This window comes from Nesterenkonia sp. HG001, from assembly GCF_034438835.1.
Classification (GTDB): Bacteria; Actinomycetota; Actinomycetes; order Actinomycetales; family Micrococcaceae; genus Nesterenkonia; species Nesterenkonia xinjiangensis.
In genome coordinates this window covers 82,275-98,572 of the sequence record NZ_JAOSZD010000006.1, presented here as the reverse complement: position 1 = coordinate 98,572, position 16,298 = coordinate 82,275, and the positions used below count along the sequence as shown (strand labels likewise).

Genomic DNA, 16,298 nt, shown 5'->3' with positions numbered 1-16,298 from the left:
GGATTCAGGGGAAAGTGCTTCACTCACACTGAGGCGTCCCTGAGAAGCACACCGTTCATGAACTCTGAGCGGCGTGTGAAACCTGGACGTACGCCGAGAATCCCAGCAGTCGGTTCGCGAGGCCTTGCAGTGTGATCTTGCGTTCGACGGCCAGTTGATCAGTGAGGTGCTTATGGCTCAGAAAGTGGAAGTTGTCCTGGTGGATGACCTCGATGGCAGCGAGGCGAAAGAGACCGTGACTTTCGGTCTGGATTCGCGCTTCTATGAGATCGACTTGAGTGACGAACATGCCAAGGAACTGCGCGAGCTGCTGAAGAAGTACATTCGGAAGGGTCGGGCGATCGCGCCCCCGTCACCGCAGAACGAGGCACGGAAGATCCGTGAGTGGGCCGTGAAGAACGGCTACCAGGTCTCGAGCCGCGGACGTCTGCACCGTGACATCGTCGAGGCCTACCGCAACGCGAAGAAGCGCTGAATCGAGCCTCCAGCGTCCTACGACGACGGCGGCCCGCCGACCCCCGATACCCTCGGGATGGTCGGCGGGCCGCCGTCGTCGTACGCGGGGCGGGTGCTCAGCCCTTCAGCTCGTCGGCCAGCTGGTGGAAGGCCGGGCTCGGGTTGCCGAAGCGGTGCAGCGTCATCGAGATCGCCTGCTCCTTGACCCAGCTGCGCAGCTCCACCCGTCCGGAGCCGGTGACGGCGTCGTCGAGCAGCGCCACCTCCGGCCGCGGCGCCAGGGCCTCCCGCACGGTCTGGTCCAGGGTGCCGAGCACACGGACCCGCACGCCGACCCCGGTGTCATGGGAGCCGTCGGCCAGGGCCGCGGTGAAGGCGTCCACGTCCTCCCTGTGGGTGGAGAGGCCCAGCTCGGAGGCCAGCGCCTTGATGGTCTTCTTCACGTCCTTGGCGACCTTCGGGTCATAGGAGACCGCCACCTCGGAGCCGGCGGCCGCGGCCGCGGCCAGGGCCCGAGCCACCTCGCGGTACTGGGCGTCGGCGCCCACGCGCAGCAGCACCGCTTCGGGCACATAGCGGAAGACATTGGCCTCCGCCTCCAGGTCCGTGCGGTCCACACCGACTCCGAACTCACGCGCCCACCAGCGGGCGTCGTCGGCCACGGCGGTGCGAAGCCAGCCCAGATCGCCGTCATCGAGCAGCGTCTTGTCCTCCACCGCACCCAGCACGGAGGCCACCGCACTGTTGGCGGCCTTCGGCGGCGCCGTCGTGGCGTCGGCCGCGTCGGCCCACTGTCCGAAGAGCATCACGTAGTTGGGGCCGCCGGCCTTGGAGCCCAGCCCCACGGAGGACTGCTTCCATCCGCCGAAGGACTGGCGCTGGACGATGGCACCGGTGATGCCCCTGTTGACGTAGGCGTTCCCGGCCTCGACCCGCTCCAGCCAGGTGCGGACCTCCTTGGGCTCCAGAGAGTGGATTCCTCCGGTGAGTCCGAAGTCGACCGCGTTCTGCAGCTCGATGGCCTCGTCCAGGTCCTTGGCCTTCATCAGGCCCAGCACCGGACCGAAGACCTCAGTCATGTGGAAGAACGAGCCGGGCTTCACGCCCTCCTTGATGCCGGGGCGCCACAGCCTGCCCGTGTCGTCCAGCGGCTGGGGCTCCACCAGCCAGGATTCGCCCTCCTCCAGCGTGGTCAGCGCCCGCTGCAGCTTGTCGCTGGGCAGCTCGGTCAGCGGACCCACCGTGGCGGAGAGGTTGGTGGGCCAGTCGATCACCAGGGAGGAGGCTGCGTCCACCAGCTGTCGGCGGAACCGTTCGGAGTCGTAGACGCTGCCGACCAAGATGCCCAGCGAGGCGGCCGAGCACTTCTGCCCGGCGTGCCCGAACGCGGAGTTCACCAGGTCCTCCACGGCCAGGTCACGGTCGGCGGACGGGGTGATGACCAGCGCGTTCTTTCCCGAGGTCTCGGCGTTGATCTGCATCTCCGGCCGCCACGAGCGGAACATCGCGGCCGTCTCGGAGGCGCCGGTGAGGATGACTCGGTCGACGTCGGGGTGGCTGACCAGCTTCTTGCCGGCCTGGCGCTCGTCGGGGTACACCCCGTGCAGCACCTCTCGGGGCACACCGGCCTCCCACAGGGCCTCCAGGATCGCCATGGAGCAGTGCGGGGTCGGCTTCGAGGGCTTGTGGACCACCGCGGCCCCGGCGGCCAGAGCCGCGAACGTGGAGCCGGCTGGGATCGCCAACGGGAAGTTCCACGGCGGGGTCACCAGTACCAGACGATCCGGGGTGAACTCGGCGTGCTCGACCTGCTCCAGCTCTAGGGCGCGGTGGGCGTAGTAACGGGCGAAGTCGATGGCTTCCGAGACCTCAGGGTCGGACTGGGCCACCGATTTGCCCACCTCTGCGGCAGCGATGGAGACCAGATGCCCGCGGCGGGAGGCCAGGATGTCGGCGGTGCGGTACAGGACAGCAGCCCGCTCGGCGGCCGGGCGGGCCGCCCACTCGGCGGCCGCGGCGCGGGCCCCGGCGATGAGCCCGTCCACGTCGTCGGCGGAGATCTGCTCCGGCACCGGCTGGGCCTCCAGCCATCCCGGCTGGGCTGCGCGCTCCATGGCCTCGCGGGCCCAGGCCTGGTTGGCCGGCAGCGAGGGGTCGGTGTCCGGCTCGTTGGTGAACTCCGGGATGCCGTCCGCGTAGTCCGGGGCCGCCGCAGCGGCCTCAGCGATGTCCAGGTCCTCCTCGCGGCGGTCCTGGGTGTGCTGCGGCGCCGGCGGCAGGTGGCCGTGGGCCTCCAGGATGCTCCCGAGGGTTCCCAGCGAGGCGCGGAAGCGCTCCTCCTCGCGGCGGAAGATCTCACTGCCCGGCGCCAGGTCGAAGATCCCGGACATGAAGTTCTCGGAGGAGGCGTTCTCCTCCAGTCGGCGCACCAGGTAGGAGATGGCGACGTCGAACTCGGCCGGGCGGACGGCGGGCACATAGAGCAGCAGCTGACCGACGTCGGTGCTGACCGCCTCCGCCTGCTCGGCGGCCATGCCCTGCAGCATCTCGAACTCCAGGCGTTCGCTGACGCCGCGCTTGACGCCCAGCAGGTGGGCGAAGGCGATGTCGAAGAGGTTGTGCCCGGCCACGCCGAGGCGCACCCCGGTCATGTTCTCCTGGGTGAGCAGCCAGTGCAGCACCAGCTTGTAGTTGGCGTCCGAGGCCTCCTTGGACTCGCAGACGACGCGCGGCCAGCCGGCGATCTCGGCGTGGACGGTCTCCAGGGCGAGGTTCGCCCCCTTGACCAGCCGCACCTTGATGCCGGCGCCGCCGTCGGCGACACGCTCGGCGGCGAAGCCGGCCAGATCCTGCATGGCGGCCAGTGCATCGGGCAGATAGGCCTGCAGCACGATGCCGGCCTCAAGGTTCTTGGTCTCCGGAAGGGAGAGGAGCCGCTTGAACACCGCGATGGTCAGGTGCAGATCGCGGTACTCCTCCATGTCCAGGTTGATGAACGTGGAGCCTGCCGGGGCCTTGGCAGCCTCCTGGTACATGGGCACCAGGCGCTCGACGACGTAGTCCACCGTCTCGTCGAAGCCCCACATGGACAGCTGGGAGGCGATGGAGGAGACCTTGATGGAGACGTAGTCGACGTCGTCACGACGCAGCAGCCGCAGGGTGTCCTCGAGGTGCTTGTCCGCCTCGGCCTCGCCGAGCACAGCCTCGCCCAGAAGGTTGATGTTCAGCCGGTGGCCGTCCTTGGTGATGGTGTGCACGGCCTTGCCGAACGGTTTGTCCCGGGCGTCGACCACCATGTGGCCCACCATCGAGCGCATCCGGGCGCGGGCGGCGGGGACGACGACGTCGGGCAGCAGCCGGCCCAGCGCGGAGCCGGCCCTGATCTGGGCGCGATCCAGGGCGGAGAGGGTGTCCGGGGCGATCTCGCCGAGCTCGGCCAGCGCCTGGGCGGCGGCCTTGGTGTCCTCGGTGCGGATCACACGGTCCACGAAGCCGACGGTGAAGTCCAGGCCGCGGGGGTGCGAGAGCACTGCAGAGAGCCTCTCCGCGGAGGCGTGCGGCTTGGCGCCGGAGGTCTGGGTGGTCTCCAGCCACCGGGTGACCTTCTCGACAGCGGCGTCGGCGACGGCGGAGAGCTCCGCCGGCGCCTCGGGGAGCGGCTCGAAGCCGTCGGCGGCCGGGGTGGGGGTGTCCTGCAGGTCTGCCGTCATGATGCCTCGCTCGGGTCGTGGTGTGGGTGTCGAGCGCCGGCGGCCGGGCCCGCGGCTTCCCGGTGGTCCGGGGATCCTCCGGAGGCCGACCACGGCCGGGCGGAAGTCCGCTGAAGGCCTGTCCTCAGGGATGAGGTCACGCCCGGGGCGGGCCCGCAGGAGGCGCCGTCCGACAGGTGCTCGAAGGTCTCTCCCTGCCAGTGTGGGACGGAGGGTCCTGGGAGGGAAGAGTGATCGACCCCTCACGTGCCGGAATGAGTCAGAATGGTGTCATGGCGTCATCACGGGGCAGGCCCCGCATCCAGGACACCGCCGATGAGATCGTGGCCAGCGTGTTGGCCACCGCCGGTCCGCGGGTCGGGACCTCGGAGTTCTCCACCCGGCGTGTGGCCGAGCTGACCGGGCTGAGTCAGGCGGTGGTCTCCCGGGGGTTCCGCAGGATCCGTGCGGGCGGCGTGGACGGCGGCTGGGACGGTGCCGCCGGGGGAGCGTCGGTGGCGCTGCTCAAGGTGCAGCGGGTGCAGGTCAGCTTCCCCCTGATCCGGGTGGAGTTCAGACCGGTGGCGGAGGAGGAGCTGCGCGGCGCCGTGCCTCGGCCCATGGCCTTCAGCCGCCGGGCCGCGGCGCTGATGGCGGCGCTGCAGGTCTCCGGGGCGCGGGACTGGCCGATCGAGGGGGAGGGGTCTCTCGCGCAGAAGGAGGATGAGGCCGGTGCGTCGAAGGAGGCTGGCCCGGCAGCCGACGTCGTGGGTGAGCATGTGTGCGGCCCTGCGGGGCTGGACGCGGTGTGGAGGCCGGGGCGCGGCACCTGGGAGGACTTCACCGGGCAGGTGGCATCCCTGCTGGACCGGTGTCTGCCCGCCGATGACGCCGTGCCCGGGGACCTGCTGCAGCAGCTGGCCGCCCGGGCCGGCCGTGGTCTGCACGGGGTGGACTGGCGGCGGGGAGGCTCCTCGGCAAGTCGTCCCCATTCTGACTCAGAATTCCTCGCTGTACCGGAATACCCCGCCCCAGGGCGGGCGAGCCGGTGGCTGCCCCATGCGCAGCTCTCGGTGACCGAGCAGATCGCGATCGCGCTGCGCAAGGAGATCATGAACGCCGGATATCGCCCGGGAGACCGGATCACCGCCGCGCCGCTGGCCTCGCGCCTGGGGCTCGGCGCCGGCACCGTCCGTGCCGCGATGCGCCGGCTGGTGGATGACGGACTGCTCGCCTCCGGGGCGGGGGGCTTCAGCGTCCCGCAGGTCACCGGGGCCGATGTCATCGACCTGTACGCGGCCCGCCTGCACGTGGGGATGGTCCTGCTGCGCGGATGTGTGGTGCAGCCCCGTCATCGGCTGCTGTCCGCCCGCTTGGCGCTGGGTGCGGTGGAGGCCGCTTCGCGGGAGGGCGTCGGCGCCGACGTCGACCAGGCTGACCTGCAGTTTCAGCAGGAGCTGGCCGACGCAGCAGGACTGGACCAGTCCGCGCGCAGCTTCCACGCGCTCACCCTGCGGGTGCGGATGTTCATCTCGGTGCTGCAGCTGGACTACACGCCCGCGGTGGACAGGATCGTCCACGACGACCGTCGACTCATGGCGGAGCTCCTCGCCGGCCGGGCGGAGGATGCGGTGCGGATCTGGCGCGGCAAGCTCGACAATGCGGTGCGCCACATGTCTGCTCTGGCGCCCGAGGCCTTCGACGCCGAGCTGTGGGCCCGGTTGAGCCGGGTGTGAGGACCCGGGCCTGCCTTCCGGGGTTGCCAGCGTCGGATCATGTGACTAGAGTCACTGCTGTTGTCACGGATGTCGATACGCATCGACCCTCCGTCAGCCGCCAGGAAGGGAGAGTGGAGCCGTGGGCCGTGGTCCGACCAGCAAGGACGTCGCGCGGCTCGCGGGCGTCTCGCAGAGCACGGTCTCCTATGTGATGTCGGGGAAGCGGTCCATCTCAGCCGAGACGCTGCGGCGTGTCGAGGAGGCGATGGCCACGCTGAACTACCAGCCCCATGCCGGCGCTCGGGCGCTGGCCGGCAGCCGGACGAACACCATCGCGATCGTGATGCCCTTCGCTTCGGCCTACGACGCGGGACAGCTCATGGCCTTCGTCGAGGAGTTCGTGCTCGCGGCGCGCCGCCACGACTGCGACGTCCTCCTGGTTACGGCCGAGGAGGGTATCGAAGGGCTTCGGCGGATCACCGGTCGATCCCTGTGCGATGCGGCGGTCGTGATGCAGGTGACGGCCCATGATGAACGGGCAGAGGCCGCACGCCACCTGGACTTCCCGGTCATGTTCATCGGCGTCCCGGAGGATCCCAGCGGCCTGGCGTGCGCAGACTTCGACTTCGAGTCCGCCGGTGCGCTCCTCGTGGAGGAGCTGGCAGGGCTGGGCAGCACGCGGGTCAGCGTGCTCGGCTGGAGCGCCGAGTCTGTCGCGCGCGACTACAACTACATCGTCCGGTTCTCCCGAGGTGTGCGGAACGCCGCTCAGGCCCGCGGCCTCCCGGTGGACTGGCATTCCGCCCCTGCGGAGGGCAGCTTCGCCTCCTCGATCGACGCCGGGCTGCACCCCGATGGTGGCCGCACCGGCGTGATCATGACCAGCGGGCTGCCGGCGGGCATGCGCGCGCTGGCGGCCCGCGGGCTGGTCCCGGGCCGGGACGTGGACGTCGTCGCGCTCTGCACCGAGGCCGAGGCAGAGGAGCAGTCCGTGCCGCTGACCGCGGTCTCCACGCAGCCGCGTGATGTGTCCCGAAGGGTGGCGGGCCACCTCTTCTCGCTGATCGAGCAGGGGCGGCGGGCGGAGGAGGGGGTCGACGTCGTCCCCGCGGAGTTGGTCCGCCGCGCGTCCACCAGAGCGGGCTGAGAGTCGCCGGGGTGTCCAGCCGCCCCACACCAGAACATCTCGTCGCAGAAGGAGCCGAATGATCCGTCAGATCGCCGTCCACCCATTGTCGATACGTATCGATAGGTGATGTCCCATGCCACGACACCTTCCCGCCGCACCGCGCGGCATCCACCGCGGAGCACCCTCGCCGGGGAACTCTCGCACGAGCGGTCTGAGCCGGCGGAGTGTGCTCGCCGCCGGGCTGCTGGCCCCTGCGGCCGCCCTGCTGACCTCCTGCGGCGACTCCGGCCATGTCCCGGCGGACACTCTGCGGGTCATGGACTCCTACTCCAACGACCCGGACTACGGCATCATCGGAGGGGCTCTGGAGGACGCGGCGGACCGGGTCGGGGTCAAGCTCCAGCGGGTCGCCGTCTCGGGCCAGTCGCTGATCCAGCGGGTTCTGCAGCAGGGGTCCTCGGGCACGCTTCCGGACATTCTGATGCTGGACAACCCTGACCTCCAGCAGATCGCGGCGACCACCGCGCTGCGCTCCTTCGACGAGCTGGGCATCCCCACCGAGGGATACCACGACGGCGTCCTGCAGGCCGGGACGTATGAGGGAGACGTCTACGGCGTCGTCCCCACCGTCAACACCATCGCCCTGTTCTGCAACACCCCGATGTTCCAGGAGGCCGGCCTGGACTACCCCCGCACCTGGGAGGAGCTTCGGGGCTGCGCGGCCGAGCTCACGGCGGACGGCAGGTTCGGCATCGCCTTCTGCGGCAACGCCACCTATGAGGGCACCTGGCAGTTCCTGCCCTTCTTCTGGTCCAACGGGGCCGACGAGCGGAGTATCGCCACGGAGGAGGCCGCCGAGGCGCTGGGGCTGGTGTCCGGCTTCGTCCAGGACGGTTCGGCGTCGTCCTCGGTGCTGAACTGGGGCCAGGCCGATGTCAAGGACCAGTTCGTCGCCGAACGTGCCGCCATGATGGTCAACGGCCCCTGGCAGCTTCCTGAACTCTCCGGCATCGAGGATCTCGAGTACGAGATCGTCATGCTCCCCGTCCGTGACTCCGGGCAGGCGCCGGTCGCACCCCTGGGCGGCGAGGCCTGGACCGTGCCGGCGACCGGCGACAGCGCTAAGGAGGAGCTCGCAGCCGCCGTGCTCACCGAGTTCCTCTCGGACGAGAGCATCCTCTCCATGGCCGAGCAGCGGTTCACGGTCCCCGGCCGACCGGCTCTCACGGAGGCCTACCTTCAGCGCCGTCCGGACATGGACACCTTCGTCGACCTCATCCCCGAAGCGAGGGCGCGCACCGCGCAGCTGGGGGAGAACTGGCCCACCACGGCCACCGCCCTGTACACCGCGCTTCAGCTGGCCCTCTCCGGCCAAGCCGAGCCGGCCGAGGCCCTCGACCAGGCGGAGGAATACGTATGAGCACCACAGACGTCCACGCGCACAGGACGACGACGCCACCGGCAGACCGTGCCACGGGTGGCGGAGCGCAGGTCACGGCGGTCCGCCCGCCACGGATCTCCGCACGGGGCCGGGCATGGCGGCAGCGTCTGGTCACCACGCTGTTCCTCGGTCCGGCGGTGATCTACATGGTCCTGTTCTTCGGCTACCCCGTCATCCAGAACCTCATCATGGGGTTCCAGCACTACACCATCACCACCTTCTTCACGGATGAGGCGCCGTGGGCCGGATGGACCAACTACACCGAGGTGCTCGGCAGCCCGCTGTTCCGCACGGCGCTGGCGAACACCGTGATCTTCACCGTCGGCTCGATCTTGGGACAGTTCGTCTTGGGCCTCGGCCTGGCGCTGTTCTTCCGCCGTCGGTTCCCGCTCTCGGGGGCACTGAGGTCGTTGATCCTGCTGCCCTGGCTCATTCCGCTCATCGTGGCCAGCGCCGTGTGGAAGTGGCTGCTCGACACGGACTCCGGTGCGCTGAACCGGGTGCTGATGGGATCCGGGCTGATCGACTCAGGGATCCCCTGGCTCTCCAGCACCGATTTGGCGCTGTTCACCGTGATCGTGGTGAACATCTGGATCGGCATCCCGTTCAACGCCGTCATCCTGCACGGAGGCCTCCAGACCATCCCGCAGGAGCTCTATGAGGCGGGGTCCATCGACGGCACCAGCAGGTGGCAGGCCTTCCGTCACATCACCTGGCCCATGCTGCGCCCGGTCGTTTCGGTGGTGCTGGTCCTGGGGGTGGTCTACACGCTGAAGGTCCTCGACATCATCCTCGGGCTGACCGGGGGAGGACCCGCCAACGCCACCCAGACCCTGGCCACGCAGGCGTATCAGCTGTCCTTCGCCACGTTCGACTTCGGGCAGGGGGCGGCGGTCAGCAACATTTTGATCCTCATCTCCCTGCTGTTCGCGGTCATCTACCTGCGCCTGAACCGGCGTCCCGTCGACGAGTGAGGTGCTCATGAACACGGTCAGACACCCCAAGCTCAACACCGCCATGGGACTGGTGATCATCATCGTCCTGCTGTTCCCCATCTACTGGATGGTCAATGCCTCCCTGCAGCCGGGAGGGGCCACCGTGGACACCGCCTGGCTGCCGTTGAACCCCGACCTCTCCGGCTACCGGACCGCCCTGGACGAACAGGGCGGCAACCTGATGACGAGCCTCATGGTCGCGCTGGGGAGCGTGGCGCTCTCCCTGGTCATCGCGGTGCCGGCGGCCTATGCCCTGGTCCAGTTCCGCCTGCGCTGGGCCGACTACCTGCTCTTCGCCGTGCTGATCAGTCAAATGATCCCCGGGATCGTGATCGCCAACGCCCTGTACAACGTGTATGCGGAGATCGGACTGCTCAATTCCATCCCAGGACTCATCCTGGCCGACTCCACCTCAGGGATCCCCTTCGCGATCCTCATCTGTCGGGCGCTGATGGGCTCCTTGCCGCCGGCGCTGGTGGAGGCCGCCCATGTGGACGGCGCCGGGCCGGTGCGCGCCTTCCTCTCCGTGGTGGTTCCGGTGAGCCGCAATGCGATCATCACCGCCGGGCTCTTCACCTTCCTGTTCACCTGGAGCGACTTCCTCTTCGCCCTGACGCTGACCACCACGGAGGAGGTCCGGCCCGTCACGCTCGGCATCTACAACTACCTGGGCGCCTATGTGAACGACTGGAGCTCCGTGATGGCGACGGCGGTGCTGGCCTCGCTCCCCGCGCTGGTCCTGCTGGTCGTGGCGCAGAAGTACGTCGCCGCCGGGGCCACGGGAGGAGCCGTGAAGTGAATCGTCGGACCACGAGACCTGAGAAGAATCCCCACATCATGAAGGATGGATCCATGACATCTGCTGATCAGCCCGCCCCCGCCCTGACCTTCGCCCGGCCCGTCCAGGTGACGGTCTGGGGCGAGAACCGTCACGAACAGGCCGAGCCGGAGGTCGCGGCACGGTACCCGCAGGGCATGCACGGTGCGATCGCCGAGGGCATCCGGAACAACCTCGGCGAGGCCTCCGCGGTCCGCACCGTCACGCTCGACGATCCCGAGCACGGCCTCACCGAGGAGGTGCTGGCCTCCACAGACGTGCTGGTCTGGTGGGGCCACGCCGCCCACGGGGAGGTGGCCGACGACGTCGTCGAGCGGGTCCACCGGCACGTGCTGGAGGGCATGGGACTGATCGTGCTGCATTCCGGGCACTGGTCGAAGATCTTCATGAAGCTCATGGGCACCACCTGTACGCTGCGCTGGCGCACCGAGCACGACCGTGAGCTGATCTGGACGGTGGACCCCACCCATCCGATCGCCCAGGGCATCCCGCACCCGATGATCATCGACGAGGACGAGATGTACGGCGAGCACTTCGACGTCCCCGCCCCTGACGAGCTGATCTTCCTCTCCACCTTCTCCGGCGGGGAGGTGTTCCGCTCCGGGATGACCTACCGCCGCGGCTACGGGAAGATCTTCTACTTCCGCCCCGGCGACCAGGACTTCCCCACCTACTTCCACGAAGGGGTGCGCCGGGTGATCTCCAACGGGGTGCAGTGGGCCGTCACCCACCGTCCGGAGCGCACCACGCCGACCCTGCTGCGCTACGAGACCGAGGACTTCTACACCGGCCACGGGTACCAGGGGCCGATGGAGTCCGACGCCGAATCCGCGGCGCAATCCCGGGCGCCGTCCGCGGCGTCGTCTGAGGGGACGTCCGAGGAGGCGCACGCATGAGCATCCCGCTGATCCTCGTCGGCGCCGGCGGCATGGGCCGTGCCTGGCTGCAGACCATCGAGGCTGAGCCGCGTGCCGAGCTGGCCGGCGTCGTCGACCTCGATCTCGACGCCGCGCGCGCCGCTCTGGCCGAGGCGGGGCGGACGGACGTGCCGGTCGGTTCCGACGCCGTGGCACTGGCACAGGAGACCGGGGCGCAGGCGGTGGTCAACGTGACCGTCCCGCGGGCGCACCACCCGGTGACCACCTCGGCGCTCTTCGCCGGGCTGCCGGTGCTCAGCGAGAAGCCCGTGGCGGACACCCTCCCGCGGGCGCTGTCGCTGGCCGCCGCGGCGGAGGTGACCGGGCAGCTGTTCATGGTCAGCCAGTCGCGCCGTTACAACCCCCAGCTGTTCAGCCTGCGGGCGCAGGCTGAAGGGTTGGGCGCCGCGGGCGCACTGGTGACCGAGTTCTTCAAGGCCCCGCGATTCGGCGGCTTCCGGGAGCGGATGCTGCATCCGCTGCTGCTGGACATGGCCATCCATCCCTTTGACACCGCACGATTCCTGCTCGGCGCAGAGCCGGTGTCTGTGTACTGCGAGGAGTTCAACCCGCCCTGGTCCTGGTATGACGGCGACGCCGCGGCCACGGCGATCTTCGAGATGGACGGCGGCGCGCGGTTCGTCTACACCGGCAGCTGGTGCAGTCCCGGGCAGGAGACCTCCTGGAACGGGAGCTGGCGGCTCTCCGCCGAGCGCGGCACCGTCACCTGGGACGGCGACCACGAGCCGGTGGTCGAAGCCCCGGACGCGGGGGTCGCGGAGAAGGGGGTCCTGGAGGCAACGGTCCTCGATGAGGGCGGCACCGTGCCGGGCGAGGGCATCGCCGGAGCGTTGGCCGAGTTCCTCGACGCACTGGCCGCGGGAGCCGGGGCCGCCCCGGGGCGGAGCGAGGGCGCCGGCGTCGTCACGCCCATGGGGGAGGTGCACGAGAACATCATGAGCTTGGCCATGGTCGAGGCCGCCGTGGAGTCCGCGTCCCGTGGCGGGCGCGTGAGGGTCGACGAGATCCTCGAGAACGCCTGGCGGCAGGCGCTCGCCGGAGAATCCCGGGACGAGGTGCGCGAGCGTCTCGTCGCCTGGCCCTCGGTGCGCGGGGCGCTCACCGCCGGGGCGAGGGTGTGAGGCAGGGGCGGGGCGTGGCGTCGTCGTCGGGTGTCCCGAACCCGGCCCGTCGGCCCCGGACTTTCCCCGGTGGCGAACAGGCGCCCCAAAGCGGGCTCACCCCCGTAGCATCGAAGGTGAGCATCAACGCGAGGAGTGTCATTGGCCATGTTCGAGAGATTCACCGACCGCGCACGGCGAGTGGTTGTGCTGGCCCAGGAAGAGGCCCGCATGCTCAACCACAACTACATCGGAACCGAGCACATCCTGCTCGGCCTCATCCATGAGGGTGAGGGCGTCGCCGCCAAAGCCCTGGAGTCTCTGGACATCTCGCTGGGCGGAGTCCGCGAGAAGGTCCAGGAGAAGATCGGCCCGGGGCAGAACGCGCCCAGCGGCCACATCCCCTTCACTCCGCGCGCCAAGAAGGTCCTGGAGCTCTCGCTGCGCGAAGCCCTGCAGCTGGGCCACAACTACATCGGCACCGAGCACATCCTGCTCGGGCTGATCCGCGAGGGCGAGGGCGTCGCCGCCCAGGTGCTCGTGGAGCTCAACGCCGACCTCAACAAGGTGCGCCAGCAGGTCATCCAGCTGCTCTCCGGCTACCAGGGCGGCGGCCAGGAGAAAGCCGGTGCCGGTGTCGGGCAGGGGGCCACAGAAGGTCAGCCCTCCGGCTCGGTGGTGCTGGACCAGTTCGGCCGCAACCTCACGGCCGCTGCGCGCGAAGCCGCGCTGGACCCGGTGGTCGGCCGCGACTACGAGCGGCAGCGCGTGATGCAGGTGCTCTCCCGCCGTACCAAGAACAACCCGGTGCTCATCGGTGAGCCCGGCGTCGGCAAGACCGCCGTCGTCGAGGGTCTGGCCCAGGCGATCGTCAACAACGACGTGCCGGAGCTCCTCCGCGACAAGCAGCTCTACACCCTGGACCTCGGCTCCCTGGTGGCCGGCTCCCGCTACCGCGGTGACTTCGAGGAGCGCCTGAAGAAGGTGCTCAAGGAGATCCGCACCCGCGGGGACATCATCCTGTTCATCGACGAGATCCACACGCTCGTCGGCGCCGGCGCCGCTGAGGGCGCGATCGATGCCGCCAACATCCTCAAGCCGCTGCTGGCCCGCGGTGAGCTGCAGACCATCGGCGCCACCACTCTGGACGAGTACCGCAAGCACATCGAGAAGGACGCCGCCCTGGAGCGCCGCTTCCAGCCGATCCAGGTGGACGAGCCCTCGGTGGAGACCACCGTGCAGATCCTGCGTGGCCTGCGGGACCGCTACGAGGCCCACCACAAGGTCTCCATCACCGAGGAGGCCCTCGAGGCGGCCGCGTCACTGGCTCACCGGTACGTCAACGACCGTTTCCTGCCTGACAAGGCGATCGACCTGATCGACGAGGCCGGCGCCCGACTGCGCATCCAGAAGATGACCGCGCCGCCGGAGCTCAAGGAGTTCGACGCCAGGATCGAGGACGTCCGGCGGGAGAAGGAGGCCGCCATCGACGCCCAGGACTTCGAGGGCGCCGCCTCCCTGCGCGACACCGAGCAGAAGCTCGTGGAGGAGCGTCAGGAGAAGGAGAGCGCCTGGAAGTCCGGGTCCATGGATGAGATCGCCGAGGTCGACGCCGACCTGATCGCCGAGGTCCTCGCGTTCTCCACCGGCATCCCCGTCTTCAAGCTCACCGAGCAGGAGTCCGACCGCCTCCGCCGCATGGAGGAGGAGCTGCACAAGCGGGTCATCGGCCAGGACGAGGCCGTCAGGTCACTCTCCCGGGCGATCCGCCGCACCCGCGCCGGCCTGAAGGACCCGAACCGGCCCTCCGGCTCGTTCATCTTCGCCGGCCCCACCGGCGTCGGCAAGACCGAGCTGGCCAAGACTCTGGCCGAGTTCCTCTTCGGCGACGAGGACGCGCTCATCACTCTGGACATGTCCGAGTTCTCGGAGAAGCACACCGTCTCCCGGCTCTTCGGCGCCCCTCCCGGGTACGTGGGCTACGAGGAGGGCGGCCAGCTGACCGAGAAGGTCCGGCGTCGTCCGTTCTCCGTGGTGCTGTTCGACGAGGTGGAGAAGGCCCACGCGGACCTGTTCAACTCGCTGCTGCAGATCCTCGAGGACGGCCGTCTGACCGACTCCCAGGGCCGCGTGGTGGACTTCAAGAACACCGTGATCATCATGACCACGAACCTCGGCACCAGCGAGATCTCCAAGAGCGTGATGACCGGCTTCCAGTCCTCGACGGACACCGCCACGAACTATGAGCGCATGAAGGGCAAGGTCAACCAGGAGCTGCGTCAGCACTTCCGGCCGGAGTTCCTCAACCGCGTGGACGACACCATCGTGTTCCCGCAGCTGGAGCAGTCCGAGATCGTGCGCATCGTGGACCTGTTCGTCGACCGTCTGCGGGAGCGCCTGGCGGAGCAGGCCATGACCCTCGAGGTCTCCCAGCCTGCCCGCGAGTTCCTCGCCGACAAGGGCTACGACCCGTCCATGGGGGCCCGGCCGCTGCGCCGTGCGATCCAGTCCATGATCGAGGACCAGCTCTCCGAGCAGATCCTCTACGGGGAGATCCCGCATGGAGCGGCGATCACCATCGGTCTGAAGGGCGAGGGCGAGGACCGCGAGCTCACCTTCGACTGGACCGCCCCGGCGCCGCAGATCGAAGGCACCGAGGAGCCGGCGGCGATCGAGAGCTGAACCGGCTGGTCTGATCCGGTCCTGCTGAACGACAGCGGGGGGCCGAGTTCCTGGGATGGAACTCGGCCCCCCGCTTCTCGTCTGTGCGCCGGATGTGCCGGACTCTCTGCGTCGTGTCCAGCCGGGTCGCCGGCGTCGGGCGTCAGCCCTTCGGCACGGGCGGCCCTGCCACCAGCAGTCCCACGAACACCACGACGACGCCGACCGCCAGCGCGCCGCCGACCAGGGCCGGCCGGTTCAGCAGCACCCGCAGCAGCCGGTCATGCCAGCTGTGGTCGCGCGGGTCCTCGCCGGCGCGGGTGCGCCACGGGCCGTCCAGACGGCCGCTGCGCTTGAGCCAGATGTCCACCGGGACGGTGGCATAGGGGATGATCGCGCTGATGATGGCGGTGGCGGCAGGGCCGGCACTCCAGCGCTGGTTCTTGGCCACGATCACGGCGGTGGCGGCGTAGGCGAGGAAGACGAAGCCGTGGATGCCGCCGCCGACGGTCACGGCGACGTCGAGGCCATGGGTGGCGCGCAGGATCATGCCGCCGATGAGCAGGGTCCAGGAGATCGCCTCGGCGATCGCCAGGACGCGGAAGAAGATCTTGGGGGAGCGGAACACGCCTCTCCTGTGGGTCTGGGATGAACGGGGCAGGACGACGGCGGCCCCGGTGCTGGGCCGCGGTCACCCGCCAGCATGGTACGGGTTTCACCTGGGAGTGACGGTCAGGTGGCGGTGCGCGTTGGACGAACAACCGGGTGTCAGGGTTGAGGATGTCTCGGGTGCCGCTGAACACCAGCAGCGGACCGATGCCTGTCAGGTCACCGAGGAAGGGGTTGAGGAGGGGGTCCTCCCCGTTCTCCCCCGATCCACCGTTCGGAGAGCTCGAGCTGACCCTTCTTGACCAGCCACGGGTCCTCAGGTTGGCGAGCGTCGATCTCCGGATTGCTGAACCGCAGGTCCAGAGCGGGGGAGAGCAGCACGGTCAGCGACGCCGGCTCTTTCTGGCGGGCAAGCATCAGGGAGGCGGACAGGGCGATGGACCCCCCCCGGCAGAGTGGCCCATGAGCACCAGAGGCCGTTCCGTTCTTGCGGCGAGCTGCGCGACGCGCGGCACCACCGTGGCCGCTGTGCGGCGCGCCTGCACCAGTGGGTAGGCAGGCATGACGACCTGCATCTGGGCCTCTGCGGCAAGACGCTGAACCCACCGCCAATGTGCCGGAGCCGCCTCATGGACCCAGCCGCCGCCATGCAGGTACAGCACGGTGTCGCAAGGTTCACCCCTCGGTGTGACGGTGTGGATCTGCCAGGTGCCGGAGTACATGC

13 protein-coding genes are annotated in these 16,298 nt (G+C 69.3%); 9 read left to right on the top strand and 4 right to left on the bottom strand.

Annotated elements, in window-relative coordinates:
- Positions 1 to 172: 172 nt before the first annotated feature.
- A complete protein-coding gene (locus ODE13_RS11570) occupies positions 173 to 475 on the top strand; it encodes a histone-like nucleoid-structuring protein Lsr2 (protein ID WP_179541569.1) in 303 nt (100 codons plus the stop codon).
- A gap of 97 nt (positions 476 to 572) precedes the next feature.
- On the opposite strand, the gene ODE13_RS11565 is transcribed toward ODE13_RS11570, so the two are convergent.
- Positions 573 to 4,166 carry a bifunctional proline dehydrogenase/L-glutamate gamma-semialdehyde dehydrogenase gene (locus tag ODE13_RS11565; protein WP_322479413.1) on the bottom strand — a complete coding sequence of 1,198 codons (3,594 nt, stop codon included), beginning with the start codon at positions 4,164 to 4,166 and terminating at the stop codon, positions 573 to 575.
- Positions 4,167 to 4,438: 272 nt separating this feature from the next.
- Between ODE13_RS11565 and ODE13_RS11560 the strand changes: the two genes are divergently transcribed.
- From ODE13_RS11560 to ODE13_RS11525, 8 genes are all read left to right on the top strand, one after another.
- The gene (locus ODE13_RS11560; protein ID WP_322479412.1) at positions 4,439 to 5,881 is read left to right on the top strand and encodes a GntR family transcriptional regulator; all 1,443 of its coding nucleotides are present in this window, start codon (positions 4,439 to 4,441) and stop codon (positions 5,879 to 5,881) included.
- Between the two features lie 121 nt (positions 5,882 to 6,002).
- On the top strand, positions 6,003 to 7,010 hold the full coding sequence (locus ODE13_RS11555) for a LacI family DNA-binding transcriptional regulator (protein WP_322479411.1): 1,008 nt from the start codon (positions 6,003 to 6,005) through the stop codon (positions 7,008 to 7,010).
- 115 nt (positions 7,011 to 7,125) lie between these two features.
- Positions 7,126 to 8,412, top strand: coding sequence for a sugar ABC transporter substrate-binding protein (locus ODE13_RS11550; protein WP_322479410.1), 1,287 nt, complete (start codon positions 7,126 to 7,128; stop codon positions 8,410 to 8,412).
- Positions 8,409 to 9,407 carry a sugar ABC transporter permease gene (locus ODE13_RS11545; protein ID WP_322479409.1) on the top strand — a complete coding sequence of 333 codons (999 nt, stop codon included), beginning with the start codon at positions 8,409 to 8,411 and terminating at the stop codon, positions 9,405 to 9,407. The genes ODE13_RS11550 and ODE13_RS11545 overlap by 4 nt, the downstream gene beginning before the upstream one ends.
- Positions 9,408 to 9,414: 7 nt before the next feature.
- Positions 9,415 to 10,227, top strand: a complete 813-nt coding sequence (locus ODE13_RS11540) for a carbohydrate ABC transporter permease (protein WP_322479408.1) — start codon at positions 9,415 to 9,417, stop codon at positions 10,225 to 10,227.
- 53 nt (positions 10,228 to 10,280) lie between these two features.
- The gene (locus ODE13_RS11535; protein ID WP_322479407.1) at positions 10,281 to 11,162 is read left to right on the top strand and encodes a ThuA domain-containing protein; all 882 of its coding nucleotides are present in this window, start codon (positions 10,281 to 10,283) and stop codon (positions 11,160 to 11,162) included.
- Positions 11,159 to 12,325, top strand: a complete 1,167-nt coding sequence (locus ODE13_RS11530) for a Gfo/Idh/MocA family oxidoreductase (protein ID WP_322479406.1) — start codon at positions 11,159 to 11,161, stop codon at positions 12,323 to 12,325. Before ODE13_RS11535 ends, ODE13_RS11530 begins: the two co-directional genes overlap by 4 nt.
- A gap of 147 nt (positions 12,326 to 12,472) precedes the next feature.
- Positions 12,473 to 14,986 carry an ATP-dependent Clp protease ATP-binding subunit gene (locus ODE13_RS11525; protein ID WP_179541583.1) on the top strand — a complete coding sequence of 838 codons (2,514 nt, stop codon included), beginning with the start codon at positions 12,473 to 12,475 and terminating at the stop codon, positions 14,984 to 14,986.
- Positions 14,987 to 15,128: 142 nt separating this feature from the next.
- Here ODE13_RS11525 and ODE13_RS11520 read toward each other — a convergent pair whose 3' ends face one another.
- The 3 genes from ODE13_RS11520 to ODE13_RS16940 form a co-directional block, all read right to left on the bottom strand.
- Positions 15,129 to 15,593 carry a DUF3817 domain-containing protein gene (locus ODE13_RS11520; protein ID WP_322479405.1) on the bottom strand — a complete coding sequence of 155 codons (465 nt, stop codon included), beginning with the start codon at positions 15,591 to 15,593 and terminating at the stop codon, positions 15,129 to 15,131.
- A gap of 200 nt (positions 15,594 to 15,793) precedes the next feature.
- Positions 15,794 to 15,991, bottom strand: a complete 198-nt coding sequence (locus tag ODE13_RS11515) for a hypothetical protein (RefSeq protein ID WP_322479404.1) — start codon at positions 15,989 to 15,991, stop codon at positions 15,794 to 15,796.
- On the bottom strand, positions 15,991 to 16,296 hold the full coding sequence (locus tag ODE13_RS16940) for an alpha/beta hydrolase (protein WP_416210674.1): 306 nt from the start codon (positions 16,294 to 16,296) through the stop codon (positions 15,991 to 15,993). The genes ODE13_RS11515 and ODE13_RS16940 overlap by 1 nt, the downstream gene beginning before the upstream one ends.
- Between the last annotated feature and the right edge of the window lie 2 nt (positions 16,297 to 16,298).

Bases quoted from the DNA above. Each gene is read 5' to 3' on its own strand.
- ODE13_RS11545 (WP_322479409.1), top strand. From the start codon at position 8,409: ATGAGCACCACAGACGTCCACGCGCACAGGACGACGACGCCACCGGCA.
- ODE13_RS11565 (WP_322479413.1), bottom strand. From the start codon at position 4,166: ATGACGGCAGACCTGCAGGACACCCCCACCCCGGCCGCCGACGGCTTC.
- ODE13_RS16940 (WP_416210674.1), bottom strand. From the start codon at position 16,296: ATGTACTCCGGCACCTGGCAGATCCACACCGTCACACCGAGGGGTGAA.
- ODE13_RS11540 (WP_322479408.1), top strand. From the start codon at position 9,415: ATGAACACGGTCAGACACCCCAAGCTCAACACCGCCATGGGACTGGTG.
- ODE13_RS11535 (WP_322479407.1), top strand. From the start codon at position 10,281: ATGACATCTGCTGATCAGCCCGCCCCCGCCCTGACCTTCGCCCGGCCC.
- ODE13_RS11515 (WP_322479404.1), bottom strand. From the start codon at position 15,991: ATGCTTGCCCGCCAGAAAGAGCCGGCGTCGCTGACCGTGCTGCTCTCC.
- ODE13_RS11560 (WP_322479412.1), top strand. From the start codon at position 4,439: ATGGCGTCATCACGGGGCAGGCCCCGCATCCAGGACACCGCCGATGAG.
- ODE13_RS11570 (WP_179541569.1), top strand. From the start codon at position 173: ATGGCTCAGAAAGTGGAAGTTGTCCTGGTGGATGACCTCGATGGCAGC.
- ODE13_RS11525 (WP_179541583.1), top strand. From the start codon at position 12,473: ATGTTCGAGAGATTCACCGACCGCGCACGGCGAGTGGTTGTGCTGGCC.
- ODE13_RS11550 (WP_322479410.1), top strand. From the start codon at position 7,126: ATGCCACGACACCTTCCCGCCGCACCGCGCGGCATCCACCGCGGAGCA.
- ODE13_RS11530 (WP_322479406.1), top strand. From the start codon at position 11,159: ATGAGCATCCCGCTGATCCTCGTCGGCGCCGGCGGCATGGGCCGTGCC.